27 protein-coding genes and 2 tRNA genes are annotated in these 24,707 nt (G+C 66.2%); 22 read left to right on the top strand and 7 right to left on the bottom strand.

Annotated features, from left to right (window positions below; all coding sequences use genetic code 11):
- The first annotated feature begins 367 nt into the window (after positions 1 to 367).
- Positions 368 to 1,150, top strand: coding sequence for a hypothetical protein (locus ABTY20_RS18135; protein WP_351997994.1), 783 nt, complete (start codon positions 368 to 370; stop codon positions 1,148 to 1,150).
- Between the two features lie 308 nt (positions 1,151 to 1,458).
- A complete protein-coding gene (locus tag ABTY20_RS18130; protein ID WP_351997993.1) occupies positions 1,459 to 1,737 on the top strand; it encodes a hypothetical protein in 279 nt (92 codons plus the stop codon).
- 1,349 nt (positions 1,738 to 3,086) lie between these two features.
- Here ABTY20_RS18130 and ABTY20_RS18125 read toward each other — a convergent pair.
- From ABTY20_RS18125 to ABTY20_RS18115, 3 genes are all read right to left on the bottom strand, one after another.
- Positions 3,087 to 3,159: transfer RNA gene (locus ABTY20_RS18125), tRNA-OTHER, on the bottom strand.
- A 120-nt stretch (positions 3,160 to 3,279) separates the two neighbouring features.
- The gene (locus ABTY20_RS18120) at positions 3,280 to 3,714 is read right to left on the bottom strand and encodes a DUF6650 family protein (RefSeq protein ID WP_351997992.1); all 435 of its coding nucleotides are present in this window, start codon (positions 3,712 to 3,714) and stop codon (positions 3,280 to 3,282) included.
- A 329-nt stretch (positions 3,715 to 4,043) separates the two neighbouring features.
- A complete protein-coding gene (locus tag ABTY20_RS18115; protein ID WP_351997991.1) occupies positions 4,044 to 5,642 on the bottom strand; it encodes a restriction endonuclease in 1,599 nt (532 codons plus the stop codon).
- 476 nt (positions 5,643 to 6,118) lie between these two features.
- Here ABTY20_RS18115 and ABTY20_RS18110 point away from each other — a divergent pair, with 476 nt between their 5' ends.
- On the top strand, positions 6,119 to 7,405 hold the full coding sequence (locus ABTY20_RS18110) for a GTP pyrophosphokinase (RefSeq protein WP_351997990.1): 1,287 nt from the start codon (positions 6,119 to 6,121) through the stop codon (positions 7,403 to 7,405).
- A gap of 20 nt (positions 7,406 to 7,425) precedes the next feature.
- Here ABTY20_RS18110 and ABTY20_RS18105 read toward each other — a convergent pair.
- Positions 7,426 to 8,243, bottom strand: a protein-coding gene (locus ABTY20_RS18105) for an IS5 family transposase (protein ID WP_351997989.1) whose coding sequence is annotated in 2 segments (ribosomal slippage) — positions 7,426 to 7,901 and positions 7,901 to 8,243 — 819 coding nt in all. Because the reading frame shifts where the segments join, the coding sequence is not laid out codon by codon here.
- Between the two features lie 342 nt (positions 8,244 to 8,585).
- Between ABTY20_RS18105 and ABTY20_RS18100 the strand changes: the two genes are divergently transcribed.
- The 18 genes from ABTY20_RS18100 to ABTY20_RS18015 all read left to right on the top strand — a co-directional run bounded on the left by ABTY20_RS18100 (position 8,586) and on the right by ABTY20_RS18015 (position 21,993).
- A complete protein-coding gene (locus ABTY20_RS18100; protein WP_351998023.1) occupies positions 8,586 to 9,674 on the top strand; it encodes a nucleoid-associated protein in 1,089 nt (362 codons plus the stop codon).
- 1 nt (position 9,675) lies between these two features.
- Positions 9,676 to 10,659, top strand: a complete 984-nt coding sequence (locus ABTY20_RS18095; RefSeq protein ID WP_351997988.1) for a RelA/SpoT-related domain-containing protein — start codon at positions 9,676 to 9,678, stop codon at positions 10,657 to 10,659.
- Between the two features lie 47 nt (positions 10,660 to 10,706).
- On the top strand, positions 10,707 to 11,279 hold the full coding sequence (locus ABTY20_RS18090; RefSeq protein WP_351997987.1) for a hypothetical protein: 573 nt from the start codon (positions 10,707 to 10,709) through the stop codon (positions 11,277 to 11,279).
- A 416-nt stretch (positions 11,280 to 11,695) separates the two neighbouring features.
- A complete protein-coding gene (locus ABTY20_RS18085) occupies positions 11,696 to 12,544 on the top strand; it encodes a helix-turn-helix domain-containing protein (RefSeq protein ID WP_351998022.1) in 849 nt (282 codons plus the stop codon).
- A gap of 97 nt (positions 12,545 to 12,641) precedes the next feature.
- Positions 12,642 to 13,031 (top strand): ATP-binding protein, encoded by a 390-nt coding sequence (locus ABTY20_RS18080; RefSeq protein ID WP_351997986.1) that lies wholly within the window; start codon positions 12,642 to 12,644, stop codon positions 13,029 to 13,031.
- Between the two features lie 175 nt (positions 13,032 to 13,206).
- A complete protein-coding gene (locus ABTY20_RS18075) occupies positions 13,207 to 14,058 on the top strand; it encodes a sigma factor-like helix-turn-helix DNA-binding protein (RefSeq protein ID WP_351997985.1) in 852 nt (283 codons plus the stop codon).
- A complete protein-coding gene (locus tag ABTY20_RS18070) occupies positions 14,055 to 14,897 on the top strand; it encodes a protein phosphatase 2C domain-containing protein (RefSeq protein ID WP_351997984.1) in 843 nt (280 codons plus the stop codon). The genes ABTY20_RS18075 and ABTY20_RS18070 overlap by 4 nt, the downstream gene beginning before the upstream one ends.
- A 119-nt stretch (positions 14,898 to 15,016) precedes the next feature.
- Complete coding sequence (locus ABTY20_RS18065) at positions 15,017 to 15,307, top strand: barstar family protein (protein ID WP_163040994.1); 291 nt, start codon at positions 15,017 to 15,019, stop codon at positions 15,305 to 15,307.
- A gap of 118 nt (positions 15,308 to 15,425) precedes the next feature.
- A complete protein-coding gene (locus tag ABTY20_RS18060; RefSeq protein WP_351997983.1) occupies positions 15,426 to 15,782 on the top strand; it encodes a DUF6233 domain-containing protein in 357 nt (118 codons plus the stop codon).
- Between the two features lie 243 nt (positions 15,783 to 16,025).
- Positions 16,026 to 16,373, top strand: a complete 348-nt coding sequence (locus ABTY20_RS18055) for an SCO3933 family regulatory protein (protein ID WP_167744653.1) — start codon at positions 16,026 to 16,028, stop codon at positions 16,371 to 16,373.
- Positions 16,374 to 16,378: 5 nt separating this feature from the next.
- On the top strand, positions 16,379 to 17,734 hold the full coding sequence (locus tag ABTY20_RS18050; RefSeq protein ID WP_351997982.1) for an FtsK/SpoIIIE domain-containing protein: 1,356 nt from the start codon (positions 16,379 to 16,381) through the stop codon (positions 17,732 to 17,734).
- 86 nt (positions 17,735 to 17,820) lie between these two features.
- Positions 17,821 to 18,519, top strand: coding sequence for a DUF2637 domain-containing protein (locus tag ABTY20_RS18045; protein ID WP_351997981.1), 699 nt, complete (start codon positions 17,821 to 17,823; stop codon positions 18,517 to 18,519).
- A gap of 13 nt (positions 18,520 to 18,532) precedes the next feature.
- Complete coding sequence (locus tag ABTY20_RS18040) at positions 18,533 to 18,712, top strand: mobile element transfer protein (protein ID WP_351997980.1); 180 nt, start codon at positions 18,533 to 18,535, stop codon at positions 18,710 to 18,712.
- Positions 18,713 to 18,728: 16 nt separating this feature from the next.
- Positions 18,729 to 18,884: a hypothetical protein gene (locus ABTY20_RS18035; protein WP_103543452.1), complete on the top strand. Its 156-nt coding sequence runs from the start codon at positions 18,729 to 18,731 to the stop codon at positions 18,882 to 18,884.
- A gap of 20 nt (positions 18,885 to 18,904) precedes the next feature.
- On the top strand, positions 18,905 to 19,210 hold the full coding sequence (locus ABTY20_RS18030; protein WP_351997979.1) for a SpdD-like protein: 306 nt from the start codon (positions 18,905 to 18,907) through the stop codon (positions 19,208 to 19,210).
- A 92-nt stretch (positions 19,211 to 19,302) separates the two neighbouring features.
- Positions 19,303 to 20,652: a replication initiator gene (locus ABTY20_RS18025; protein WP_351997978.1), complete on the top strand. Its 1,350-nt coding sequence runs from the start codon at positions 19,303 to 19,305 to the stop codon at positions 20,650 to 20,652.
- Complete coding sequence (locus ABTY20_RS18020) at positions 20,642 to 20,824, top strand: helix-turn-helix domain-containing protein (RefSeq protein WP_031020012.1); 183 nt, start codon at positions 20,642 to 20,644, stop codon at positions 20,822 to 20,824. The genes ABTY20_RS18025 and ABTY20_RS18020 overlap by 11 nt, the downstream gene beginning before the upstream one ends.
- Entirely contained in the window at positions 20,824 to 21,993 is a 1,170-nt protein-coding gene (locus ABTY20_RS18015; RefSeq protein ID WP_266547893.1) for a site-specific integrase, read from the top strand. Before ABTY20_RS18020 ends, ABTY20_RS18015 begins: the two co-directional genes overlap by 1 nt.
- 97 nt (positions 21,994 to 22,090) lie before the next feature.
- On the opposite strand, the gene ABTY20_RS18010 is transcribed toward ABTY20_RS18015, so the two are convergent.
- The 3 genes from ABTY20_RS18010 to ABTY20_RS18000 all read right to left on the bottom strand — a co-directional run bounded on the left by ABTY20_RS18010 (position 22,091) and on the right by ABTY20_RS18000 (position 23,983).
- Positions 22,091 to 22,164 (bottom strand) — tRNA-Pro (locus ABTY20_RS18010).
- Positions 22,165 to 22,197: 33 nt separating this feature from the next.
- A complete protein-coding gene (locus ABTY20_RS18005; RefSeq protein WP_351997977.1) occupies positions 22,198 to 22,986 on the bottom strand; it encodes a Pr6Pr family membrane protein in 789 nt (262 codons plus the stop codon).
- Positions 22,987 to 23,041: 55 nt separating this feature from the next.
- On the bottom strand, positions 23,042 to 23,983 hold the full coding sequence (locus ABTY20_RS18000; protein WP_351997976.1) for a metallophosphoesterase: 942 nt from the start codon (positions 23,981 to 23,983) through the stop codon (positions 23,042 to 23,044).
- A 103-nt stretch (positions 23,984 to 24,086) separates the two neighbouring features.
- Between ABTY20_RS18000 and ABTY20_RS17995 the strand changes: the two genes are divergently transcribed.
- The gene (locus ABTY20_RS17995) at positions 24,087 to 24,551 is read left to right on the top strand and encodes a GatB/YqeY domain-containing protein (protein WP_351997975.1); all 465 of its coding nucleotides are present in this window, start codon (positions 24,087 to 24,089) and stop codon (positions 24,549 to 24,551) included.
- Positions 24,552 to 24,707: the final 156 nt, after the last annotated feature.

Genomic DNA, 24,707 nt, shown 5'->3' with positions numbered 1-24,707 from the left:
GATCGGGATTTGTCTCCCTTGGGCGCGCGGCTGCGGAGGGCGGCCGGCGACCGGGGGCGCCGGTACGACGCCGACGTCCCGATCGCCGGGGAGCACCCCCGGGCGCACGGCCCGCCGGGACGGAACGGTCACGCACGGTGACACCCGCTCCGTGCGCTCCGTGGGGGCCGTTCCCGTCGGCGCGGGAGCGGGTGGATGCCGCCGGCGTCGCCGGAGACGCCGGCCGCGGTCACCGGACGGCCGGCAGTGGCCCTCGTCGCGGCTGTGCTTTCCGGAATGCGGAAGGCATTGCCTCTTCCGAACTGCCGCCCGGACGCATGGTGTTCCCGCTTCCGGTGGGTGAAGGCTGGAGCGGAGGAGGCAGGTGATGACAACACGGGCGAGGAGTACGGCGTACAGCACGGGCAGGCCGCCGGACAAAGGCCGTGCCGACCGGCGGTCGCCGGGCCGGACGCGGTTCACGGGTGTGCTGCTGATCCTGCTGTCCCTGATGACGGCGGCGGTCTGCCACTGGGTGTTCGCCCGGTGGCTGCCCTCCGACGGCGAGCGCTACCGGGACTACCGCGCGGCCGAGCCGTGCTCCCCCCGCGCGCTGGAGCGGGGGCGGACGGACTGCCTGAGCACCTGGCACCTCACCGTGGAGGAGACGGTGAACAAGACCGCCGGGAAGGGCTCCTCCTACAAGGCGACCCTGACGTACCGGGACTCCTGGCGGGGAACGGTGTCCTTCGGCGACCCCGGTCCGCTCCTGGAGCGGCTCGAGTCCGGCGACCGGGTCGAGGCCACCGCCTGGCGCCGCGACATCGTGGTGCTCAGCAAGGACGGCGTACGGCAGAACACCTCGAAGGCGCCCCGTGACGAGCTCCAGATGAACGCCGCCGTCGGCGTGCTCGCCGGACTCGTCGCGGCCCAGGCCTTCGTGTTCGGCGCGGTGCGTCTGGTCAGGCCCGGGGACTGCGAACCCCTCACCTGGAATCCGTACGGCAAGCGGCTGCTCCTCACCACCACCGCGGTCTGTTTCGGGGTGGGCCTGCCGGCGGTGTGGACCGGCATCCCGTGGTGGACCGTGCCCGCCGTCGCCGTACCCGTGGTGGTGTGTGCGGCGGTGCTGATGCGTCCCCACCCGAGCCGCAGCGCCGAAGGCGCGTAACGGCTCACCGGACCCCCGCGCCGGGAACTTCCCGTCCCCCCGCCCGCTCGCGGGGACCGGTGGTCACGCAGACCAAGCAGGTGGGGTGGCGGGATTTGAACCCGCGACGCTTCGTCCCGAAGCAACTGGGACGGGGGTGCTGCCTCGGGTCGGCTTGGCTGTCACCTGCGCTGATGTTCCGTAGACGTCCGTGCTCGTTCGTAGGCGTTGTCACGCAGTTGGACACTCACCAGCCGGGACGTTCGAAGCCTCCTCATGCCTCGGGGGATGGCGCCCTTGCTGTCGTAGGGGTCGGCTAGGTTGCGGGGATGACTGTGATGGATCCGCTTGTGCCGGCTCTTGCCGGGCTGATTGCCGACACCCTCTGGTTCCTCGACAGCTGCGGTGACGACGAAGTCGATCCCGACTCCGCGGTGAAGATGATGGAAAGCGTGTGCGGGGAACTGCTGCGGCTGCCTCTGGACCAGCGCGACCGCCTCTTGCAGGTGCTCACCGACCTGGCCGAAGCAGAACCGAACCCTGCGCGAAGGGAGTTCTTGCAGTCGTTCCCCTTCGCCTGCGGCCTGGTCGAAGAAGAGGAAGGCTGAGCCCACCGTCGGTCGAGAGAGCACCGCTTTAGGAGTTCGATCTTCCCTCGGCCTGGTCGGGGCTCGCCTCGTGAACCGGTGCCGTCCAGAGCTGCTGTGCGCCGCCGTCGTCCGGGGTCGTTGATGTCAGCATTGGATGTCAACGGAACAGCTCGGGCACCGGGCGAGCCTCCAGCGGCCCCTCCGGCCGGTCGGCCCAGCGCCACCAGACGTGCCGACCAGTACACCTCAGCAGTGTCCGGCAGGTTCGCCGGCCATCGTCCTTCCGCTTGACGAGGACGAAGCCGCCGGACTTCATGGGCTGGCTGCACTCGGGTCAGGCCGGGGCGTCATCGGTCATGCGGTGCACCCTAACGGAGTGACCGCTTCGTCCCGAAGCAACTGGGACGGCGGTGCTGCCTCGGGTCGGCCTGGCTGTCACCTGCGCTGATGTTCCGTAGAAGTCCGTGCTCGTCCGCCATCGTTCGTCGGCGTTGTCACGCAGTTAGACACTCACCGTTGCTGCTCCTCGTGCACTGGACCCCTTCCCCTGGCCCCGTCCCATCTGATGCGCCTGTACTACGCGACAACATGTGACATCCGTCACAGAGGTCGCGATGTCGTGAGCAGCATGGTGACGAGGTCGACAACTTGTCTGAGCGCGCTCAATCGCTGAGCGGTCGCCTAGCGGCCTCTCTGGAGGCTGGAGGTCAAAAATGACTCCCGAACAAGGAGAGGTTCCGAAATAAGTATGCGCATAAGTACGGCCGATAATTATTAGCGGGGCCAGGGCGCACAAGAGCCCTCACGTGGCGGCGAGTTGGCACGCTACGCTCTACGCGTTACTCCTCTTCCTCCATGCCGTCTCGGCCGACAGCCAAGTCGGCCGAAGCTTCCCGGTGTCGGGGTGCTCTGAGAAGAGAGGGGCAGCAATGAGGGTTCGATTGTTCAAGAAGGCCGGGAGGAAGTGGCCTGACTCCGACCGTTGGCAAGTGATTTTGTCGACGCTCAGCCTTCTGGTGGCGGTCGTTGCTCTCGCGGAGCAAGTAGGGCGGTGAGCCTGGCCGTGTGATGAACGGCCAGGCTCACCTACTGCTCCGTGGGTGCTGGCCCAGCCTGGGCGCAACCAGGCTGGGCCACGCCACGGAGCCGACCTCAGATGACTCATCGCGTGGTTCGCAAGTCCAAGTTGGACTCGAAGTTGAACTACAAGTTGAGACATAACCCAAGCTACACGGAACAGTGCGACTATGAGGCTGAGTGCTCGCTTGGAATCCGTGCAGGAGGCAAGTAGACAGGTCGGCGGGTGCTCGGGCACTCGATAGAGAGAGGGGTAGCTCCGAGGATCCGGAGGTGCCCCTCTGACCTGTGTGCCCCGGCAGGATTCGAACCTGCGACGCCCGCTTTAGGAGAGAGGCGGGGGTGTCTTGCCGGTGACCTGCGGCGTCTTAGGGCGAGCAAGCGGGCACAGATGTACCTGCTCGTACCCGTTGTTGACCGTGGCTTCCCCCCGCATCTGGCACGACTGTGGCACGGGACGACTTGCGCCGCTCCTGGGCTGACTTAGTGCATCGGAAGGCGGAGACCGGTCAGCTTATAGCGTCCCGAGACTTCGTCAGCCTGCTGCTGGATCTGGTTCCGTAGCCTTGCCAAGGCCTCGTTGAACTCCGTGTAGTGGCCGGGGCCGAAGCGTTCGCCGTCGACACCACCTGCTTCGATGAAGTCCACGAAGCCCTGACGCATGGCACGTAGCCAGGTACGTAGGTCTCCGCCCGGCTTCTTCAGTTGGTTCAGGTACTCGGACAGCCGCGCCCGGCACTCTGTGGCCGACGCGAGGCACGCCGTGGCTTCGTTCTCTGGGCGCGCGTAGCCGATCGTCAACACGCGTTTGTCAGCTAGGAAGTCCATGACCTCCTGCGCGATGGCCCTGTCCGACTTCGTGAACTCCCAGTTGACGCCAAACCCGAAGGCACTGAATGCCGTTGGCCGGATGCCCATCCGTCCCCTCCCGTCGATGGCCTATGTCTATCAACCTTGAAGCGTCGGTGCGGCACAACCCCGGTCATCAGCCTAGTTAGCCAGCATGAGCCGCTGCGGTGCCTGCTTGAGAACGGGACCGGGCGCTTGTGCTTCCAGCGCGGGCCTACTTCTTCTTGCCCTGGGTCTTGCCAGAGATCTCGGGGAGCTGGGAATTGCCTGTTCAAGAGCCGTGGGCTCGCCCGCCTGGCGGTCGTCGTTGGTCGTCATTGGCCACTGTTGAGCGGCCTCGGACGGCCCAGAGACGGCCCGGATCACGGCTCGACTGGGCCCGTGTAGGCCGTCTGATCTCAGCGAGACGGACGCTTTGGAGGGACCGGTCCCGGGATCACGTCCTTGCCTAGGTGTTCCTTGATCAGGTACTTGAGCTCCGGTCCTTCGATGAGCTGAAGCCGACCATGCTGACGGGCGAAGTCGTGGCTGGCCCTGCCGAACCATGAAGTAGTGATCAGGATGCCCTTGGCCGCGCGCTTGTGCTCCACAACGCCGGCCAGCGCCTGAACTGCCTCGACACCTACGAGCTTGCTGTAGCGCTTGGCTTGGATGATGCACTCGCCGTTGAAGACTGGGTCCTTGCTGACGGCCACCGCATCGACACCTTCGTCTTTTGAGGCCTGGGTGTTCCATGCCTCCATCCCGATCGCTTCGAAGAGTTGGCGGATCAGGTGTTCGAACTCGGTGGGGGTCAGCTTGACCAGTACGGGCCTGCTGTCGAGGTCAGCTACCACGTCCATGCTGTCCATCAGGCGGTACTTGGTCAGATCGAACTCGATGATGGGCCGAATGGGTTCGAGGTCGTAAGGGTTGGGAGAGACAAGGGCATTGAGTCCCTTGAGACAGGCGGCTGGATCGACCTGGCTGAGGCGCAGCTTGCCGAACTGTTCCCTGCTGGCGCTCAGTGTGACGAGACAGGGTGAGACCTCCTGACCAGTAGCTCGGTCGATGGTCTTGACGCGACCGTTCAGGATGACGCCGTTGACTACCCGGTCGGGGTCGCTAGCCAGGATTTCGTGGACAGTCCGTAATGCGACCTGTGCCAAGACAGACGAGTAGATCTCCTTGCGTTCCTTCTCCGGCCTGGGTACCGCGGTCATCTCGTCCCGGCTCTTCACATACCTGTAGCCGCGCGCGGCGGGCACGATCGTCTCCGGCGGCAGCTGAATCTCGACAAGGACGTCCCCTGTAGCGGGTCGGAAGGCGATGCGATGCTCGTGTGGGAAGCCCATCGGGTAGGACGAAGCATCGAGGACGGCCCCCAGGTGCGCTTCCACTGCTTCAGGATCGCCAGCGCGATACGCCTCGCGCTGCTCATCCAACTGCCTGTTAAAGGCCTCGACCTCCTCAGCAGCCCGCTGCTCCGTCTGGCGGTGCTCCGCGCGCTTCTGCTCCAGCGCCTCCCGGCGCTTTTCCTCAGCTCGCGCGTGCCGCTGCTGCGCTTCGCTGAAGCGTTCACGGGCCTCGGCGACCTGTGCCTCGTATCGCTTCCTGCCGATGCCCAGGACGGCAGCGAGCCCGCCGGGCTCTGGGGGTGCGAAGCCTTCCCACCGTGGTGAAGGCTCTGGTCGGGACCAAGGCCGTTCATCTAACACTGTCGGCGTATGAGTCCTCCGCCGGCGCTCGAACGTTGTGGGCGGGTCACCGACCAGAGCGTCACGCAGCAACTGGCTCAGCTGCTCGACCTCGTGCTCGACCCCGATCGTCTGCACCTTGGCCTGCTCGGCTTGCTGCTCCAGATACGCAGCCTTCCGCTCTTGTGCCCGCCGTTTGCTGGCCGCTTCAGCAGTCTTGCGGGCACGCTCCGCTTGGCGGGCCTGTTGCTCCTGGGCCCGTCGCAAAGCCTGCTGCTGCCGCTGGTACTCGTTGCCTCGGCCACCACTGCGCTGCGCCACTCGCTAGCCCCTCCCCTGGCTCGGCTCCCCAGAGCTGCATTCCCCTCTCATCGCGCAGAATCACGCACCTTGGGGACGTGGATCCTCGCTGGGTGCGGCAGTTGCGACACGGCAACGAGCCTAGGGACAAGTTCGGAGCCATCGGCTTGGGAAGCTAAGTGCTCTAGGGGCGATTGCCTGGCTGACGAGCAACGGAACGGTGCAGGCCCCCAGCTGCCCGCCGGCTCAGTCTCCGGTGTTCCGCATGGTTCCCCGCACGATCTGGCACGAACCTGGCACGGGATGGTCCACGAGCCGCTCCTCCCGAGGACGAGGGGTGGCGGTCCTGCTCATGTCCGGCTGCAGGACCCTGTTGGCGCTCGGCGGTGGCTGAACGATTACAGCCATCGGGCGTACGCCTCGGACGGAGTTGCGGAGCTGAACCACAGTACAGCATTCTGGGGTGCGACTTGCTGTGGTGATCAGGGGCGGGCTCAATGGAATTGATCGAGCAGTTTATCGACCGGTACACAAAAGAGTATGACTACTATAGTCAAGCAGCCCGCCTAGTCGCTCAAATGCTAGAAAGTGACCTGCGTTCTTCAGGTGTCCGTTGTATAGTCACTCACCGAGCGAAGGACATCGAGCGACTCAGGGAAAAATGCATACAACGCAATTCTCGAAGTAATTACGAGTCGGTGGAGGAGATCTTTCGCGACATTGTTGACTTGGCTGGGGTCCGAGTAGCGCTCTATTTTCCGGGAGAGCAAGAACAGGTAGACAAGTCAATTGCGCGCCTTTTTAAGCAGTGGGATGAGAAAAGAGTATTTCCTGCCGCCGGCCAGGAAAAAGATGACCCCGCCGGGCAGAAAAATGACGACCGCAGGTTTTCGGGATATTCGGCAGTGCACTACCGCGTTCAACCGAGAGAGCAATATATCGGAGACGCGAATAAGAGGTATCTGAAGGCGCGAGTGGAGATCCAAGTGGCGTCGGTTCTCATGCACGCCTGGTCTGAAGTGCAACACGATCTTGTCTATAAGCAAATGGACGGCGACCTTTCCGACGAGGAATACGCCATCCTTGACCAGCTGAATGGCCTCGTGATTGCTGGGGAGATTTCTTTGAAGCTCCTTCAAGATGCTGGCGAAGCTCGCGTGGCGCGCAATGGCACAAGTTTCTTGAATCACTACGAGCTCGCCGCGCACCTGCTGCGTCACGCCAGCGATTCCCTAAGCCAGCCGATCGGCGATTCGGGCCTGGGAAGAGTTGATGACCTATTCAAACTTCTCAAGCAGCTCAACAAGACCACGCCCGCTGAGCTGAAGCCATACCTTGAATCTCTGCATGGCGCCGTAGAGAAACGTCCTTTGGCGGAGCAGGTGATTGACGCGCTGCTTGCCGAGGATTCATCGCGCTACGTAGCGTATAACGAAATTCGTGATACCTCGCAATTGGGTAGGTCTGAACTGGAGCGTGAGACAGGACGCGCAATGCGCGATTTCCTACATAGTTGGGTAGAGCTTGAGAATACTTTGAATCGACTGGCGCGAAACGCCGGCCAATCTCAACGGTATAAGCTACCTATGGTTCAGCTATTGAGAAGCGTGCCGATGCCGCCTGGAATTAGAGAAGAGCTCGACCTTCTGCGGCTTATGCGGAACGATGTGGTGCACCACAGGAGGGATCTTCCGCCGACTGCTTTCGATGATGCCACGAATCGCATTAAGGAGATCGCAGAGGGTCTTGACGACGGTGCTGCCGAGGCTAGCCACAGCACCTGAGGGCGGCCTTAGACTGTGTCCTATGTGGTGGGCTTGAGGAGTCGCTTGTAGCAGCGGAGGACTGCGGCAAGCCCCAGAAAGGCCAGGTAGTTGCGGGGATTGCGTTCGTAGCGGTGGTTGAGCCGACGGTAGCCGGTCAGCCAGGACATGGTCCGTTCGATCACCCAACGACGCCGGCTCAGCCGTTCGCTGGACTCGATGCCCTTGCGGGCGATGCGGAGGCCGATGTACTTGCCGCGTACCCATTTCCGCAGCTCGGGGACGTCGTAGGCCTTGTCGGCATGCAGGCACTGGGGCTTGAAGTACCGGCCGGTGTGCGGGTCGTGTCTCGTTAGGTGACCGAGCACCATGGGCTTCAGGGTCTGGCTGTCGTGGACGTTGGCGGCGGAGATGCCGACGAGAAGGGGCAGTCCCTTCGCGTCCGACAGGATGTGCATCTTGGAACCCGGCTTGCCCCGGTCCACGGGACTCGGACCTGTGTGTTCGCCCCCTTTTTAGCCCTCACGTGGGCGGAGTCGAGGACGACACGGGAAAGATCGAGGAGGTCCGTGTCGTCGAGCCGGCGCAGGATCTCCTCATGGAGCCGGCCCCACACACCGGCCCGCGACCAGATCACGAAACGGCGGTGCGCAGTGGACTTCGATATACCGAAGCACGGTGGCAGTGCCCGCCAGGCGCAGCCGCTGACCAGCACATAGATGATCGCGGCAAACAGCGTCTCATCAGGCGTGTCCTGCGTCCCGTCACCCTGCGGCCGCACCTTTGACGGCGGGATCAGCGGCCTCGCGATTTCCCACAGCCCGTCCGGAACAATCCAACTCCACGTACCCCGGCCCATACGCAGCTCAATGAGCCATCACCACATAGGACACGGTCTTAGTGCCCTAACGCCACAATCGACAGCATGTTCGATTTTCCATCCGTGAACAAGGAAAGTGCACCGGGAGGGATAACGATCTTGATCTGTTCAAAACCTCTCCCCACCTCCCCAGGATCGTCGCGGTGTGTCACCATACGGGTACGCGCACCGTTGCCGGGTTCGGATCCCAGATGGCTCTGTGTCAAAGCACATGGAGGTGCGCTTGGGGGATGAGGTGCACGGCCGACAGGCCGACGAACGAACTACGGGTGGGAAGCGTTGCGGACAGACTTCGGCGACCTCGTCATTGAGCAGGCGATCGTGCACATTGTGCCGCAACGCAGGCGCACGGACCCAAACGAGTCGATCCCACTGAGTCAAGCTCCGTGCAACTTGAATCACGACGTGCGTACTGCGCTCCAAGCGAAACTCAGGGGAGTACTCGCCTCTACTGGCCGAGAGATCATTGAGAATCCAGATTCGAAGTCCTCGCTTCCTGACTACGTCTACGCGTTCTTAACCGATGAGACCAATCTTGTTGATGTATCTGTAGAGTTGGTCCACTTGCTAAGAAGCAGCCAGTCAGGTGTGAACTCCGCTGGCTTGCTCCTCGTGGCAGACGCTCGACTGAGTGGAAAGCGTTCTTTGCTCATTGTCAAGCTCGAGCAAGAGACAGGTATGCAGGCTGTCGAAACGGTTGTCAATGGCTTGCGTACCTTCGATGTGAAATACCTTGCCGATCTACTACTCACTGAAAAGTCGAAGATTCACAAAGTAGCGCTTTTCTCTGAGGACGGGATCAGTGAGGAAAGAATTGAAGGATGGGCTGCCGACCGTCAACTTTCTGGAAAAATGGCGGCATTCTTCCTAGAACGGTTCCTGGGTTGCCGCCAGAAGAATGAGCCGCGCGAGATAACCCGGCGCTTCCATGATGCCACTACAGAGTGGATCAACTCGTACATCGCGGACCCGGACACCCGCATTAACTATCTCTTGGCGACGCTGGCTGAGTTGCAAAGCCCCATGCGTTTCCTCAATCCAGTCACCTTCGCGCAGCAGCACCTAGATATCGCGCACCGCGATGCATTCATCGAACACCTGCAAGCTTCCAATATCCCGTGTCGAACTTTCGACAAGGACACGGAACTTCTTGATAACCGCTTGAAGAACATGCGTGTCGGCTTCGCGAACGGAGCCTTCATTGTGGCGCCAGTGGATGCTGGGGATGACCACAACAACATGACTCTGGAAGACCGAGGTGATGGAACTACGAGCGTCACTATTACTGGTACGGTAACCACGACGACTGCATATGCTCCGCCAGGTGGCGGACGTCGTTCCCAGCGACAGAGTAAAAGTCAAGATACCAGCCAAGGGGTAGTTGACGGAGATATCCCTATGCAGGGGTGAAATGACTGCCATCGGCGAAGCGCTATCTCGGTACCGACGTGAGCGTCCTCGTATCGAAACGGCTGCCAAACTAACCGCGGCGCATGTGCGGAGACGTGCAGCACGGGCGAAGATAAATTGTGAGGTCTTTCACCGTTCTAAAGAAGTGAGTAGCTTTGTAACCAAAGCACAGCACAAAAACTATGCAGATCCTTGGACTCAAATTACCGATAAGGCCGGTGTGCGCGTAATAGTGCAGCATGCCGGCCTACTCGACCCCATGCTCGAGCTCGTCAAAGAGTCACTAAGCGTAGTTGGTGAGCCGGAAGATGATCGTCTCGTGGTTGGAGCGGAAGATCGCCTTCGGTACCCACGGCTCCACGTTCAGGTGATCGCGTACGGCGACCAAATGAGTGACGACGGCAAGCCGTACGAGTGTGAAATCCAGATACGTACCGAGGCCATCGACTTGTGGGCAAGGATGTCCCACAAGCTCATGTACAAGGCTGAGGCGTCAGCCGTACCATCCGATGTCAGACGCTCGCTGTACCGTTTGATTGCTCTGATCGAGCTCTACGATCTTGAGGTCCGACGGGGGGTTGAAGCGATGGCACAGTACCCCGATGTTGCCCAGAGTAACCTTCTTCTGGATGAAGTCGAGCACCTCTTCCGCATGTTCACTGAACATGAGCCTCGACGCGATCTATCTGAAGAAGTGGTCGATGTTCTGGTGAAAACAATTCCCGACCTCGCCGCGTACCCTGAACGACTCTCTCGATTCGTTGAAGATCGCCGGGAGGACTTAGAACGTGCCTATAAGGACTTCGGACCTAATAGTGATCACTTTCTGCGGCATGGGCGTTACATACTTGCCAGCCAGCCAGAGAGCTTGATCATCTTTGAACGCCTATCTAGCGCGAAGCTCCTTTTGCAAGGGCGCTGGATCGACGAATTACCTGAATCCATGCTCAATGACATGGCAGATGCCTGGGGGGTTTCTTTGTGAGTCAACCTAGCAAGCCTGAGGCCTCAGGTGTTATCGCTGCTACTGCGATGTTCGTCGAAGTCCTCGTGGTTGGCATCGGTGCTCTCGTGGGGGTTGTTGGTTGTGTATCGGCTGCTGCCGGGTACTCAAACATGCGTGAAATTGCGCCGATTATTGCTTCCACGCCTGCATCTGGAGCAGCGCTGGCCTTTTCGTACGCTCTGGGTATTGTCGTTGATCGCGCAGCTGACTACTTACTCACCTCGCCTAGGCGGCGACTGCGGAGCCGTCACTTTGTGTCGGACGCCGCTTATAGCCAAGCCCGTCATGCCATCGTCGAAACTCCACACGTGGTGGCGATGGCAGATTACGCGCGGTCTCGAATGAGAATCTGTCGCGGGTGGTTCCTGAACAGTGTGCTCCTGTCGGTTGCTTCTGCTCTGCTCATCTGGCGGTTCCCGGTCCAAGATCGGGTACTTCTGCTTAGTGTAGATGTGTTTCTGGGACTGCTATGTGCAGCGGGCTTCTATGCCGCTTGGAAAAATATCACCGCAACTAGCTATAGAAAGCTTGCGCAGCAGGCAATGGAGGTTACTGCAAGAGTGCCGAATCAAGGTACTGACATGGCTTCTAACGCATAAGGTCGGTGGAGCGGCTTTGGGCTGGAGCTGCTTTGGCGCGAGTGATCATGGCCCCGTAAGCTTGCGGCGCGTCGGGCAGTCTGTGGACCTGCCCGGTAAAGCACGACGTTGGGGCCATGATCTTCGAGGCTCGCGCCAAAGTGGCTGCCTAAAGCCGTGGAGCCGACCGCCCCAGCCCCGACGTACCCCTTCTCTAACGTCAGGCGGCTGATTGCTGTGCGCGCGGTACGGGTGCCGGCCGGGCTGGAGCGGGGCGGAGACAGGAGCGCAGGCCCGGCCGGGGGCCGGGCCGCGCGCGGGGAGCGGAGCGAGCCGCCTTGAACTAGTAGAGAGACTTTGAATCACGCTCATGCCGACGGCTGTTGACGCTGCTCTTGCGCCTGGTCGCTGTCGGCTCGTGGTGTAGAACCCTGGGTATGGGGAGTGAACGGCGCGAGCGGATGCGGGTGCTTGGGGCATGTCTTCGGGCTCTGCGTGCGGAAGCTGGTCTGACGGGTGCTGCTCTGGCTCAGCGGGCCGGCGTTGGTCAGCCGACGGTCTCCAAGGTGGAAACCGGGCGCATGGTCCCAAGCGTCGATGTGCTGGACCGGCTGTGCCGGGCGCTCAACCTCGATGAGTCGGCGGCCCGGGGAGTCCGTGACCTTCTCGTCGCCGTTGAGTCTGCGATCGAGAGCGATTCCGAAGCGGCAGGGCTGCCCGCTGGGCTCATCGTGGATGACGCGGTCCACGGTGCCCAGTTGGTGCGGTCGTTCCAGTGTGTCGTTCTGCCGTCGCTGCTCCAGAGCGCCGAGTACGCCCGTCACGTCTTCGAGAGTGCGCCAGACTTGACCCCCGAGGCGGTCGGTCGGGCAGTCGCTGCCCGAGTACAGCGGCAGAGCGTGTTGTACGAGCCGGGGCGTGAGTCGGTGTTCGTGCTGACGGAGGCCGTACTGCGGACCTGGCCGGGCACGCCGGCGCTGATGCTCGCTCAGCTCGACCGGCTGCTCGCCGTCGAGAGCCTGAGCACCGTCCGGCTCGGCGTCATCCCGTGGCGCCGCCCGGTGCCGCTTCTGCCTCGTCACGGATTCACGCTGTGCGACCAGCAGGCCGTCGTGATCGAGGCGTTCACCGGTGAGCGGGTGTCGGTGGACTCCGCCGAGGTGGCTGCGTACGAGGAGACCTTCCGCCGCTTCCAAGAGGCAGCCGTTTTCGGTGGCGAGGCGCGTGAGCTGTTGTTGCGGGTGATGCAGGAGTTCCGCGAGCTGGGAGACACGGTCACTCCTTAGAGGAATAATTCCTCTACATGCCTAGCCTGCTGGCTTCTCGTGGGCATAGCCTGCCGTCGCGCTGTCTAGTCCCCTAGACGCAGATAAGGAGCTTGCCATGCGTACCAAGTGGTGCCGCGCCTTCCCGGGTCTTGCCGAGCAGGTGGTCCAGGCCCGTCACTTCGTCGCTGCCTTAGTCGCCGAGAAGGGGCCGGTCGATGACGCCACCCTGGTCGTCAGCGAACTGGCCACCAACGCCGTACGTCACTCGCTGAGCGGCGCGGAAGGCGGCTGGTTCCTCGTCGTCGTCGGCTTCGGCGACGGCTTCATCCGTATCGAGGTGGTCGACCAGGGCGGCGAACGCGTCCCACACCTGTGCGATGTGACCAGCCAGGAAGAGGGCGGGCGCGGATTGCTGCTGATCGCGGCCTGTGCGAAGGGCTGGGGTGTGAAGAACTGGCCCGACGGGCGTTCCGTGTGGGCGGAGCTGGCCTGGGAGGGCGCGTGATCGGGTGCCGCCCGCTGATGGGTGGCCGTTGCCGTGCCGGCGGTGACGGGTGACTCCTCGGGGTGTGCCTCGGCGGAGGTCGCGCTTCTTCGTCGTTGAAAGTCGTACGGGACGGCGCCTCCCGCCCATTCCGTCTAGGGCCCTAGACTCCTGGGTACTTCTGGGAGGTGTGGTCATGTCGGACGAGTTGCAGCGGATCATGGCGATCGGTGATCCGTACCTGCTCCTGCGTGAGGTCACCACGAGGCTGGCCGCTGCGCAGCAGGAGGTGACCGAACTCGCCCGGCTCCGCCGCCGCGTGGTTCAGGACCTCCACGCGCAAGGAATGTCCTACGCGCAGATCGCCGAGAAGGCCGGCCTGAGCCGCGGGCGTATCCATCAGATCCGGCACACCGGCCCGGCACCTGAGGGTGCCTTCCTCGGGACGGGCTCCGTCACGGTGGTGACACCGCTCCGGTGGGACGACACGAAGAAGCGTCCGGTCGTCGCCATGGCCGACATGAACTCCGGCAAGCGGCTGGAGGAGCTGGCGAAGTCGTACGGGCTCGACGTCAGCTCCGGCCACGTGCAGGTGAGCGGCGAGGTCGACCTCGACCGTGACGGCCTGGTCGTCGTCTGTGGGCCGGGCATGTCCCAGGCCATGCGCGACCTGTACGCCCAGGACCCGGTACTCGCCTGGGAACACCCGGAGGGTGAGCCCTGGGCGCTGGTGGACCGGCGTACCGGCACGGCGTACCACGCAGGGGCGGACCTCGAGCCGAGCCGCCCGCATGACGTCGGATACCTGGGGCGACTGCCTCGCCCGGACGGCAACGGCTCGGTGCTGGCCATCGCTGGCATCCACACGGCAGGCTCCCTCGGCGTCGTCCACCTGCTCACTTCGGACCTCAGCACGTTGTGGGGACAGGTGGGGGAGCGGCACTTCTCCACGCTGGTGAGTGTCGAGTACGACCCCGAGACCGAAGAGCCGCAATCCGCCGAACTCCTCTGCCCCCTCTACCTGCACGACGAGGAGGCGACGGCGTGAACGTCGCCCTCGGCACGCTGCCCGCCGAACCAGACCAGCAGAACGAGGACTTCGCGGCCGCCGCTCCCGGTGCGGCCGTCCTCCTCGACGGTGCCGGCGTCGCCGGGGCCGAGACCGGCTGCGTGCACGGCATCGCGTGGTTCTCCTCGACCCTGGGCGGACTGCTGCTGGGCAACATCGCGCAAGATCCCGCCCGGCCGCTCGCCGACTGTCTCGCCGACGCGCTCCGCTGCGTCCGGTCCCTGCACGAGGACACGTGTGATCTGACCTACCGGGCCAGCCCGACCAGCACAGTCGTCGCGGTCCGCGTCGGCGAGGGAGCGCTGGAACACCTCGTCCTCGGTGACTCGACCCTCCTCCTGGCCCACCAGGACGGGAAGACGACCGCTGTCACCGACGACCGTCTGGACCAGGTCGGCAAGCAGCTCCGCGCGCTGGTCGACCGACTACCCACCGGCACGCCCGAGCACGCTGCCGCCCTGGCCCAGTACCGCGACGACCTGACGGGACTCCGTAACCGGCCGAGCGGCTTCTGGATCGCCGGCCCCGAACCCCGGGCAGCCGAGCACGCCCTCACCGGAACGGTGCCGCTGGAGTCGCTGGCGTCCGTGACCTTGCTGAGCGACGGCGCGACACGCCTCGTCGACCGGTTCGGCCTCGCCGACTGGACGGACGTGCTGGACGTGCTTGCCTCCGCCGGCCCGGACGAACTCATCCGCCGTGTACGGGAAGCGGAGAACGCCGATCCCGACGGGCAGCGATGGCCTCGCGGAAAGGCGAGGGACGACGCCACGGTTCTCCACTGTCCCATCTCACCGAGATTCGACGAGTCTCAGTGAAGTTTGATCGATGGCAGTTTGTCTCAGCGGAGTTTGACTGCCAGGGTTCGTGGCGGCGACGGCGCAAGGGCGTCGGGGGTTTCGTAGAGTCGCCTGGCTGGTCGAAGAGGTGGAGGACCATGCGCATCGCCATTGACGGGACACACATCGGAAGCCAGGCGGACCTGCACCGGTTTCTTGCCGGGCCTTTGGACTTCGGTCCGTACTACGGGCACAACCTGAACGCTCTGTGGGACCGCCTGAGCAGGGATGTCGAGCGCCCGGTCGAGATCGTCTGGGAGAACGCCGAAGCCAGTCGTGCCCGCATGGGTGACGAAGCGTTCGAGGCGATCGCATCCGTACTGGTCCGAGCTGCCGAGGAAGACGAGTCGAACGCGCCGGACGAGAGACTGACCGTGCGTTTCACCTGATGCGCAGTCCAGCGGGGACCGGTCAAACTTCGCCGCGACGCCGTCAAGGTTCGTTGAGACGGTCATCCACTGGGTGCCCTCGTTGTAGCCGCACACACCCAACCGTAGAATCGAACGTGTGAGCGACCAACCGTCCCGACTAGAGCTCCTGCGCTTCGCGCGCCGTGTGGTCGTGCAGCAGGCGACGGCCGCCGTGCGGCAGCTCGACGGGTGGATCGCGGACGAGGAGCGGCGCGAGGCCGAGCGGCGTCGAGGTGGGGAGGTGCGGTCGCCGCCTCCGGACTGGCTGCTCCAGTACGGGCTCAACCGGAAGAACGTGGATGCCGTTCATGCCGGGGACTGCTGGGCAGCGACGAAGTCGGGCCGGTGTCGTCCCGCGTCCCGCGAGCAGGTGGTTGAAGCTCTGCGGCATGGCGTGCCGGCGTGCGTGCACTGCCGCCCGGATACGGCGCTGGGCCTGCTCGACAACCCGTGACGGTGGTGGTCTAAAAGCGGGTGAGGGGCTCCCGAATGGCGTCACCGGCCGCTGCGAGATCGGGTGGTCCTATCGACGCTTGCGCGACACGCTCGTATACCCCCCTAGACAGTTGACGGGGCATCGGTTTACGGTTGTCGTCAACCCCCCTAGACAGTTGGGGTGGTCGCCTCCCTGTGCTGTCTAGGGGGATATTCAACGGCTCGGCGTTCACGAGGGCGCCCGGATCAAGTGAGGTTCAGAATGCGTGTCATCCCCGTGGACACCTCGTCCGCCACTCTGCTGGTCACCAAGCTCCCCGAGGTCAAGGTGAGGGACCGGCAGACCGGCGAGGTGGCCGTGGACCCGGTCACCAACGACCGGCTCATGGTCCTGGAGCTGGTGTTCATCGCCAAGGGCGGCTCGGACATGATCAAGGTCACCGTGCCCGAGAAGGGCATCGGCGAGGGACTGGTCATGGGCGCACCGGTGTTCCTGTCCGGCCTGATCGCGCGGCCCTGGGAGAGTGAGTTCGGCGGCCGTACTCGGCACGGCATCGCCTACCGGGCGGACGCCGTCATGGCCGGCACCCCGGCCGCGGTGCAGGGCTGACCGTCATGACCGACGCCCTGTGGATTCTGCTGTTAGCGCTGCTGGTGGCGGCTGCGCTGGCCGTTGTGCGTCGTCGACTGCCGGTCCTGTTCTGGTGGCTGGTCGGGTATCCGGCCGTGATGCTGCGGGTGCTCGCCACGTACCGGGCCACGATGAACGCCTGCGGCCTGACGGTGCCCGCCTCTGCCATGCGCCGGGCCACTGCCCGGATGGTGGGGCGACAGGCCGCTCCCGTGCCGCCTCGTCGGTCGCTGCCACTGCCGACCGCGTCCGGACTCGTGATGCGGCTGCGCATGGCGGCCGGCCAGGTACCCGAAGACTTCAACGCGTCGGCCGACCGGCTACGGCACGCCTGGGGTGCGCACGCCGTGCACGTCCGGCCCACCAAGCCAGGGCGACTGGAGCTCCGGTTGGTCGGCTGGGACGTCCTCACTGACGTGCGGCCCCCGCGTCGGTGGCTGCAGACCGAACCGCTGACCTTGCCTCTGGCGCTGCGCGAGGACGGACACTGGCACGTCCGGGACTTCCGCACCGTGCCGCACGAACTCATCCTCGGTGCAACACAGTCGGGCAAGTCCGTGTACCTGCGCAACCTGCTCTGCGGGCTGGCTCGGCAGCCCGTCGCACTCGTCGGCATCGACTGCAAGTGGGGCGTCGAACTGGCGCCCTTCGCGGCCCGGTTGTCGGCGCTCGCCGACACACCGGACCGCGCGAACGACCTCCTTGACGTCCTGGTGGACGAGATGGAGGCACGCTTCCGCCTCATCGGCATGAGGGGCGGGGCCGGTCCGGATGCCGTGCTCACCTCGGACGTCTGGGGCCTGCCGGAGAAGACGCGGCCGGTGCCGGTCGTGGTCGTCGTCGACGAGGTCGCCGAACTCTTCCTCGCCGCGAGCAAGGACGACGAGAAGCGGCGAGACGCCATGGTCACCAAGCTGATCCGCCTCGCCCAGCTCGGGCGCGCGGCCGGCATCTATCTAGAGGTGTGCGGGCAGCGCTTCGGCGCCGAACTCGGCAAGGGCGCCACCATGCTCCGCGCCCAGCTCACCGGGCGGGTCTGCCATCGCGTCAACGACGAGACGTCCGCCAACATGGCCCTCGGCGACATCGCACCGGAAGCGGCGCTGGCAGCCACCAGGATCCCGGCCGAACGACCCGGCGTCGCGGTGGTCGGTGACTCCTCCGGCGGCTGGTCCCGGGTCCGCTCCCCACACCTCACCCTCGAAGACGCGGCGGCCGTCTGCCGCGACACCTCGGGCCTCATTCCGGAACTGCCCCGCCTGGACACCTTCCGACCTGTTGTGGCGCAGCCTTCCGCTGCTCCCGCCGCACAGCCCACCGCGCGCCCGGTGACCGGGTAGCCGCACTTCCCCTCCAACGGTCGGCGTGACCGCCTCACGCCAAGTCCCTACCCCTGCCATGCCTGAAACCGAAGGAGCCCGAGCCGATGCGAGCCCACCTGGCCCGTGTGGACGCCGTGATCGTGCAGGCCGTCATCGCCGGTGCCCTGTCCTTCTCCCACCTGCACGACGTCGCCGCGGCGGCCGGACAGGACGGCTGGAAGGCGTGGGCCTACCCCGTGAGTGTCGACCTACTCTTGGTCGCCGCCTGGCGTCGGATGCGCCAGTCACAGCGAGCGGGTCAGGCGGCCGGCGGTCCGCGTCTGTGGTTCCTCGTAGCCCTGGCCGCGTCCCTCGGCGCCAACGTCGCCACGGCCGGCCTCCTCGACCTGGACGACGTACCCGCCTGGCTCCGCGTGACGGTCGCGGGCTGGCCCGCTGTCGCCTTCTTCGGCGGCACGCTGCTGGCCCACGCTCCGCACACCCCGGAAGGGCCCGCTGCCTCTCCCGCGACGGACGCGGTAGCGGCTCCTGACGGCGATTCGTCCGGCGTGGAAGGGCCCGATCACAAGGTTCCGTACCCGGCCGACCCCGAACCGGCTTCCGAGCCTGCTGCCACCCCGGCCACCGCTCCCGCCCCGGCGCCTGCTCCAGCCGTCGCCCTGCCGCCCGCCCTCGTCGACCGCGTCCGGGCCCTGGCCGAGGAACACCGCTCGGCCACCGGCCGCCCCGCCGACCCCGACGCCGTACGTACTCGGCTCGGCCTGCCCCCGTCCATGACCGCATCCGTCGCCACACACCTCTGAGAGGAGCCCCACCGTGAACCGCCGTTTCCGCAACCTCCGACGCATCGGCCCCGTCAACGTCGCCTCCTACGTCGAACGCGGCCGGAACCGCCACCTGGCCGCCTGCACCGCGCCCCGCTGCGACTTCTCCGCCGAGTACGACAGCCGCGCCGCCGCCGAACTCACCGCCCGCACCCATCGCTGCCCGGCCTGACAGGAGACCACCCGACATGGACGTTCCGCTCTGGCTCGCCCTCCTCGTCGTCGGCGTCCTCGGCATCAAGCTCATCCGCCCGCCCTGGTGGCTCATCGCCGTACTGCTCCTCGGCGGCTACCTCCTCGCCGACAGCCTGCTCGCCCCCGTCATCGACCCCGCCCTCAAGTGACCCGCGAAGGGAGACCGCTCATGTTCCGACCGAAGGTCCCGACCATGCCGCAGCCCACCGGCCTGACCACCCCGCCCGCAGTCGTCGAACCGACCGCAGTCACGCCGCACGCCCCGGCCCCGGCGTCGACAGCCGCCACCCCGGCCCGGAACCGTCCGGCCGTCCAGCTCACACCGGGCACCGTGCTCGCCCTGGTCGGCGGCGGCACCGCCGTGGTCCTGGTCGTCGGCGCCGTCCTGGTCTCCATGCTCCTCGCCGTCGCCCTTACCGCCACATCCGTGGCCGTGTGTGCCCTCACTGTCCGCTCCTGCATCGCCCGCCGCTGACACCACCGACCCGACCTCCCGGCGTTCTCGCGCTGTCTAGCCCCCTCGACACGCCCAACTGCACGCTCACCCACACAAGGAGGACCCCAAACATGACTCCTGCGGCTCCGACCGCAGCTATCCGCCAGCTGGCAGCACTCGCCCAGCACGGCGACCTCAGCAGCTACGCCCACCAGATCCAGCGCCTCGGCGGCTGCGAGCGGCCCATCCGAATGGAGGGCCACCGGCTCGACGTCCACGCCGCCACCGGGGAGATCGTCCGGGAGATCACCGACCGCGACCTCCCGGCCGGACAGCTCCTCATCCGCTGCAACAACCGCCGCGCCACTCGGTGCGTCTCGTGCGCCGAGGTGTACCGCAAAGACACCTTCCACCTCGTCACGGCCGGTCTGAGCGGCGGCAAAGGCATCGGCCCGGCCGTGGCCCAACACCCTCGGGTCTTCGCCACCTTCACCGCACCGTCCTTCGGCCCCGTGCACAACCGCCCCGGCGGTGGCCGGTGCCGCTGCGGACGCCTTCACCCGGACGACGACCCCGCCCTCGGCACGCCCCTGGACCCGGACCGATATGACTACCGCGCGGCCGTCCTGTGGAACGCTCACGCGGGGAAGCTCTGGGGCCGCTTCACCACCTACCTGCGCCAGCACCTCGCCTCCCGGGCGGGCCTCAGCCGCTCGGCGCTGCGTCACTGCCTCAAGGTCTCCTACGCCAAGGTCGCCGAGTACCAGCGGCGCGGCGCCGTCCACTTCCACGCCGTCATCCGCCTCGACGGCCCGGACGGAGCCGAGGACGCCCCGCCGGCCTGGGCCACGACCGAACTCCTCACTGATGCGATCCGCTGGGCGGCCAAGGAAGCCGAGGTGCCCGGTCCGGTCCTCGACGGACACGCGTACACCTTCCGCTTCGGCGACCAGCTCGACATCCGCCCCATCCGGTCGGCCGACTTCACAGGCAGCTCGGAACTGTCCAGCCGGGCCGTGGCCGCCTACATCGCCAAGTACGCCACCAAGGGAGCCGAGACGGCGGGCACCCTCGACCGGCCCATCCGCAACCCGATCACGGACTTGATCGGCTCCGACGTCACCGACCACGCCCGGCGCATGATCCTCACCTGCTGGCACCTCGGGGCGCTCCCCGAGCTGGAAGACCTCCGCCTGCGCAAGTGGGCCCACATGCTCGGCTTCCGCGGCCACTTCTCCACCAAGTCCCGCGCCTACTCCGTCACCCTTGACGCTCTCCGCCAGGAACGAGCCGACCACAACGAAGCTTTGGCCCGCGAACGCGCGACCGAAGCCGGTCACCCCCTGCCCGACCCGGACACCGTGCTTGTCCTCTCGCACTGGCGCTTCGCCGGCACCGGTCTCACGGACGCAGAAGCCCTTTTCACTTCCTCGCACCCCGCTTCTCACAATGCAGAAGGAGAACCCGACCGTGCGCGATGACGAACTGCTCACCGTCGCCGAGGTGATGGCCCGTCTCAGGCTCGGCCGGTCCACCGTGTACGACCTGATCCGCACACGACGGCTTCCCTCGGTCACCATCGGCCGATGCCGGCGTATCCCGGCCTCCGCCCTGGGCGACTTCATCGCGGAACAGATGGAGCGTGCGGCCTGATGACCAAGCGTCGGAGCCGCGGGGATGGCGGCCTGCACTGGGACGAGAAGCGGCAACGGTGGATCGCCACGGCGAATCTCGGCTTCGATCCGAGCGGCAAGCGGATCGTCAAGCGGGGGAGTGGCAAGACCAAGACGGAGGCGAAGAACAAGCTCAAGGAGGTGTTGCGGGACCACGAGGACGGTCTTGCGATCGCGCCCACCAACTACACGGTCGAGGACGCGGTGACGGACTGGCTCACTTACGGCCTGGCCGGTCTCGACCCGCGCACCGTCGAGACGACGACGCTGCTGAGCCAGAAGCACGTCATCCCGTCACTCGGCGCACGCAAGCTCCGCGACCTCAGTGCGGAGGACGTAGACCGCTGGCTGGCTGCCAAGGCGAAGACGCTCAGTACGCGCACGCTCCAGGCGATCCACTCGTGCCTGAACCGTGCGGTCAAGCGGGCCATGGCTCGGGACAAGGTGAAGCGGAACGTCGTCGAGCTGTGCTCGGTGCCCCAGGGGCAAGCGGGGCGCCCTTCTAAGGCGCTCACCTTCGCCCAAGCCGAAGCCGTGCTCAAGGGGGCCGAGGGGACCTCGATGTACGCGTACATCGTCGTCGCCCTGCTGACCGGTGCCCGTACCGAGGAACTGCGGGCGCTCACCTGGGACCACGTCTTCCTCAAAGGCAAGCCGGACGCCGATCCGCCGCAGCCTCCGCACATTGCGGTGTGGCGCTCGGTCCGGCGGGGCGGGGACACCAAGACCCGGAAGTCCCGGCGCACGCTCGCTCTGCCGGCACGCTGCGTCGATGCCCTCTGGCAGCAGTTCGAGGATCAGGGCTGGGATCGGCTGGCGGCCGGCGACAAGTGGGAGGAACACGGGCTCGTCTTCTCCTCGGCCGTGGGTAAGCCGCTGGATGCGGCCAACGTCCGCCGCGCCTTCCGCCAGGCGCTCAAGGGCATCGACGGGATCAACGCAGACGAGTGGACGCCCCGGGAGCTCAGGCACAGCTTCGTGTCCCTGCTGTCCGACCGCGGCGTCCCGCTGGAAGTGATCTCCCGGCTCGTCGGGCACTCCGGGACGGCCGTGACCGAGGAGGTCTATCGGAAGCAGATCCGGCCCGTGATCCAGACCGGCGCCGTGGTCATGGACGGGATCTTCGGCGCTGATCCACAGCGGCCGTAGACACGCGGGAAGCGGTAGTCACGCAGATAGGCACGCACACGAAAACAGGTGGGGCATCTAGGAACTTTCCTAGGTGCCCCACCTGCTGTTATGGCTGTCGGGGTGGCGGGATTTGAACCCACGACCTCTTCGTCCCGAACGAAGCGCGCTGCCAAGCTGCGCTACACCCCGATCGTCGCTGCTCTCGCGGCGACGACGTTTACTTTAGCCCACCGGGAGCCGGAGACGAAATCCGGTTTTCGAGGGGCGGCGGACCGGGTTCGGGCGGATGTGGTCCAGGGCCACGAGGAGGACGGCCAGACCGTAGAGGGCGAGGCCCAGCAGGAGGGCGTTGGCGAGGACGTGCCGGTAGCCGTGCCGGGCGACGTCGAGGAAGGGGTAGGGGTAGCGGGCGGGGGAGCCGGGGAAGAGCTCGCCCCGGGCCAGGGTGAAGGCCAGGTGGGCCAGGGGGTACAGCATCCAGGCGGCCGCCCGGCGGAGGCGGAGGCGGCCCGGTGGGGAGAGCAGGAGCCAGTCCAGCACCGCGGCGACGGGGAGCACCGTGTGCAGGGTGTGGGCGGCGAGCGGCTCCAGCCGGCCCACCGCCCCGGTGGTCCCGTCCGTGGTGGAGAAGGACGGGACCGCGTCCGCCAGGAGGACGTGGTGGACCAGGGCCGCCGTGATCACGTACAGCAGGGCCGCCCCCGTGATCGAGCCCGGCAGCGGGTGGCGGGCGCTCCAGGCCCGGCGGGCCGAGGCGAGCATGACCAGCGCCAGCAGGAGCGCGCTCTGGACCGTGAAGTGGCTCAGGACCCGGACCGGGCCGCCGAGGAGGGTCTCCACCAGCACCGCGCCCGCCGCCAGCAGGGCCAGGAGCAGGCGGTACACCGCTGTCAGCGGGCGGCGCGCCAGGGGGACGACGGCTCTGGCGGGGGCGAAGAGGGGGGCCGACGCCGGATGCGTACGCGGCAGGGCGGGGAGGTCCGGGAGGTCCCTGGGTATCGGGGCGGTCATGCACCCCAGGGTGGGCGGACGTCCGGTCCGGGGCGACGCGGGTGGGCCGGACGGGTTACCCGCGGGCGTCCTGGTCGTGGCCCACCAGGGTCATCAGCGTCGCCTCCGGGGGGCAGGCGAAGCGGACCGGGGTGTAACGGCTGGCGCCGCAGCCCGCGGAGACGTGGAGGTAGGACGTGCGGCCCCCGGACGTGTGCGTGGACAGTCCCTTCACCCGGTCCGTGTCCAGGTCGCAGTTGGTGACCAGGGCGCCGTAGAAGGGGATGCAGAGCTGGCCGCCGTGGGTGTGGCCGGCCAGGATCAGGGGGTAGCCGTCGGCCGCGAAGGAGTCCAGGGCGCGCAGGTACGGGGCGTGGACGACGCCCATCGAGAAGTCCACCCCGTCCGACGGGCCGCCCGCGACCTGCGCGTACCGGTCGCGCTTGATGTGCGGGTCGTCCAGGCCGGTCAGCTCGATCGAGGTGCCCTCGATCTTCAGGGTGCCCCTGGTGTTCGTCAGGTTCAGCCAACCCGCCGCGTCGAAGCCGTCCCGCAGGTCCTCCCACGGGTTGTGGACCACGCCGACCGCCGGCGGGTTGCCGTTCAGGCCGTGCCGGCCCTGGACCTTCTCGAGCAGATAGCGGGCGGGGTTGCGCAGCCTGGGGCCGTAGTAGTCGTTGGAGCCGAAGACGTACGCGCCCGGGAACTCCATCAGGGGGCCGAGCGCGTCGAGGACCTCCGGCACGCCCTCGGGGTCGGACAGGTTGTCACCCGTGTTGATCACGAAGTCGGGGCGCAGGCCCGCCAGGGAACGCAGCCAGCGCTGCTTCTTGCGCTGGCCGCCGACCATGTGGATGTCGGAGACCTGCAGTACGCGCAGCGGGCGCATCCCGGAGGGGAGGACGGGCACGGTCACCCGTCGGAGGCGGAAGAAGCGGGCCTCGAAGCCCGCCGCGTACAGCAGCCCGGCGGCGCCGGCCGCCGTGATTCCCAGGGGGATCTTGTATCGCGCGCGCATGCGTCCATCGTGTCAGACCCGGTCGGGCGCTCCGCACGCCCGGGGACGCGGAGCCCTTTAAATCAGCAGGCGTTCCGCCGCGCGCACCTGCGACAATCTAGCCATGACCACGCTCAAGTCGAAGCTGCAGGAAGACCTCAACGCCGCGATCAAGGAGCGCGACGAGCTCCGCTCCTCGACGCTCCGGCTGACGCTCGCCGCGATCACCAAGGAGGAGGTCGCGGGGAAGGAGAAGCGCGAGCTCTCCGACGACGAGGTGCAGAAGGTGATCACCCGCGAGGCGAAGAAGCGCCGTGAGGCGGCGGAGGCCTTCGCGCAGGGCGGCCGTCCCGAGCAGTCCGAGCGGGAGAAGGCGGAGGGCGAGGTGCTGGCGCGGTACCTGCCCCAGCAGCTGTCCGACGAGGAGCTGGACGCGATCGTCGCCCAGGCCGTGCAGGAGGCGAAGGCGGCGGGTGCCGAGGGGCCGCGGGCCATGGGCGCCGTGATGAAGATCGTGAACCCGAAGGTGGCCGGGCAGGCGGAGGGCGGCCGGGTCGCCGCCGCGGTGAAGCGGCTGCTCGCGGGCTGACCGGCCCCCGGAGCCCGGGGTCCGCGCTCGGGTCCCGTCTCCCGCCCGCGCCCCGCTCCGTCAGGCGTCGGACCGTGCCCGTCGTCGCCGGCGCCGCGGGGGTGGGCGGCGGGCCGTCCCGGGGAGTCGGGCTCAGGGGCGGGGAGGTGGGAGGAG

The sequence above is a fragment of the Streptomyces sp. NPDC126497 genome (genome assembly GCF_040302425.1).
Taxonomy (GTDB): Bacteria; Actinomycetota; Actinomycetes; order Streptomycetales; family Streptomycetaceae; genus Streptomyces.
This window is presented reverse-complemented; position numbering and strand designations above follow the sequence as displayed.

Excerpts from the sequence above, each read along its gene's own strand:
- ABTY20_RS18135 (WP_351997994.1), top strand. The coding sequence starts at position 368 with ATGACAACACGGGCGAGGAGTACGGCGTACAGCACGGGCAGGCCGCCG.
- ABTY20_RS18130 (WP_351997993.1), top strand. The coding sequence starts at position 1,459 with ATGACTGTGATGGATCCGCTTGTGCCGGCTCTTGCCGGGCTGATTGCC.
- ABTY20_RS18120 (WP_351997992.1), bottom strand. The coding sequence starts at position 3,714 with ATGGGCATCCGGCCAACGGCATTCAGTGCCTTCGGGTTTGGCGTCAAC.
- ABTY20_RS18110 (WP_351997990.1), top strand. The coding sequence starts at position 6,119 with ATGGAATTGATCGAGCAGTTTATCGACCGGTACACAAAAGAGTATGAC.
- ABTY20_RS18095 (WP_351997988.1), top strand. The coding sequence starts at position 9,676 with ATGACTGCCATCGGCGAAGCGCTATCTCGGTACCGACGTGAGCGTCCT.
- ABTY20_RS18090 (WP_351997987.1), top strand. The coding sequence starts at position 10,707 with ATGTTCGTCGAAGTCCTCGTGGTTGGCATCGGTGCTCTCGTGGGGGTT.
- ABTY20_RS18085 (WP_351998022.1), top strand. The coding sequence starts at position 11,696 with ATGGGGAGTGAACGGCGCGAGCGGATGCGGGTGCTTGGGGCATGTCTT.
- ABTY20_RS18080 (WP_351997986.1), top strand. The coding sequence starts at position 12,642 with ATGCGTACCAAGTGGTGCCGCGCCTTCCCGGGTCTTGCCGAGCAGGTG.
- ABTY20_RS18075 (WP_351997985.1), top strand. The coding sequence starts at position 13,207 with ATGTCGGACGAGTTGCAGCGGATCATGGCGATCGGTGATCCGTACCTG.
- ABTY20_RS18065 (WP_163040994.1), top strand. The coding sequence starts at position 15,017 with ATGCGCATCGCCATTGACGGGACACACATCGGAAGCCAGGCGGACCTG.
- ABTY20_RS18055 (WP_167744653.1), top strand. The coding sequence starts at position 16,026 with ATGCGTGTCATCCCCGTGGACACCTCGTCCGCCACTCTGCTGGTCACC.
- ABTY20_RS18050 (WP_351997982.1), top strand. The coding sequence starts at position 16,379 with ATGACCGACGCCCTGTGGATTCTGCTGTTAGCGCTGCTGGTGGCGGCT.
- ABTY20_RS18045 (WP_351997981.1), top strand. The coding sequence starts at position 17,821 with ATGCGAGCCCACCTGGCCCGTGTGGACGCCGTGATCGTGCAGGCCGTC.
- ABTY20_RS18035 (WP_103543452.1), top strand. The coding sequence starts at position 18,729 with ATGGACGTTCCGCTCTGGCTCGCCCTCCTCGTCGTCGGCGTCCTCGGC.
- ABTY20_RS18030 (WP_351997979.1), top strand. The coding sequence starts at position 18,905 with ATGTTCCGACCGAAGGTCCCGACCATGCCGCAGCCCACCGGCCTGACC.
- ABTY20_RS18025 (WP_351997978.1), top strand. The coding sequence starts at position 19,303 with ATGACTCCTGCGGCTCCGACCGCAGCTATCCGCCAGCTGGCAGCACTC.
- ABTY20_RS18015 (WP_266547893.1), top strand. The coding sequence starts at position 20,824 with ATGACCAAGCGTCGGAGCCGCGGGGATGGCGGCCTGCACTGGGACGAG.
- ABTY20_RS18005 (WP_351997977.1), bottom strand. The coding sequence starts at position 22,986 with ATGACCGCCCCGATACCCAGGGACCTCCCGGACCTCCCCGCCCTGCCG.
- ABTY20_RS18000 (WP_351997976.1), bottom strand. The coding sequence starts at position 23,983 with ATGCGCGCGCGATACAAGATCCCCCTGGGAATCACGGCGGCCGGCGCC.
- ABTY20_RS17995 (WP_351997975.1), top strand. The coding sequence starts at position 24,087 with ATGACCACGCTCAAGTCGAAGCTGCAGGAAGACCTCAACGCCGCGATC.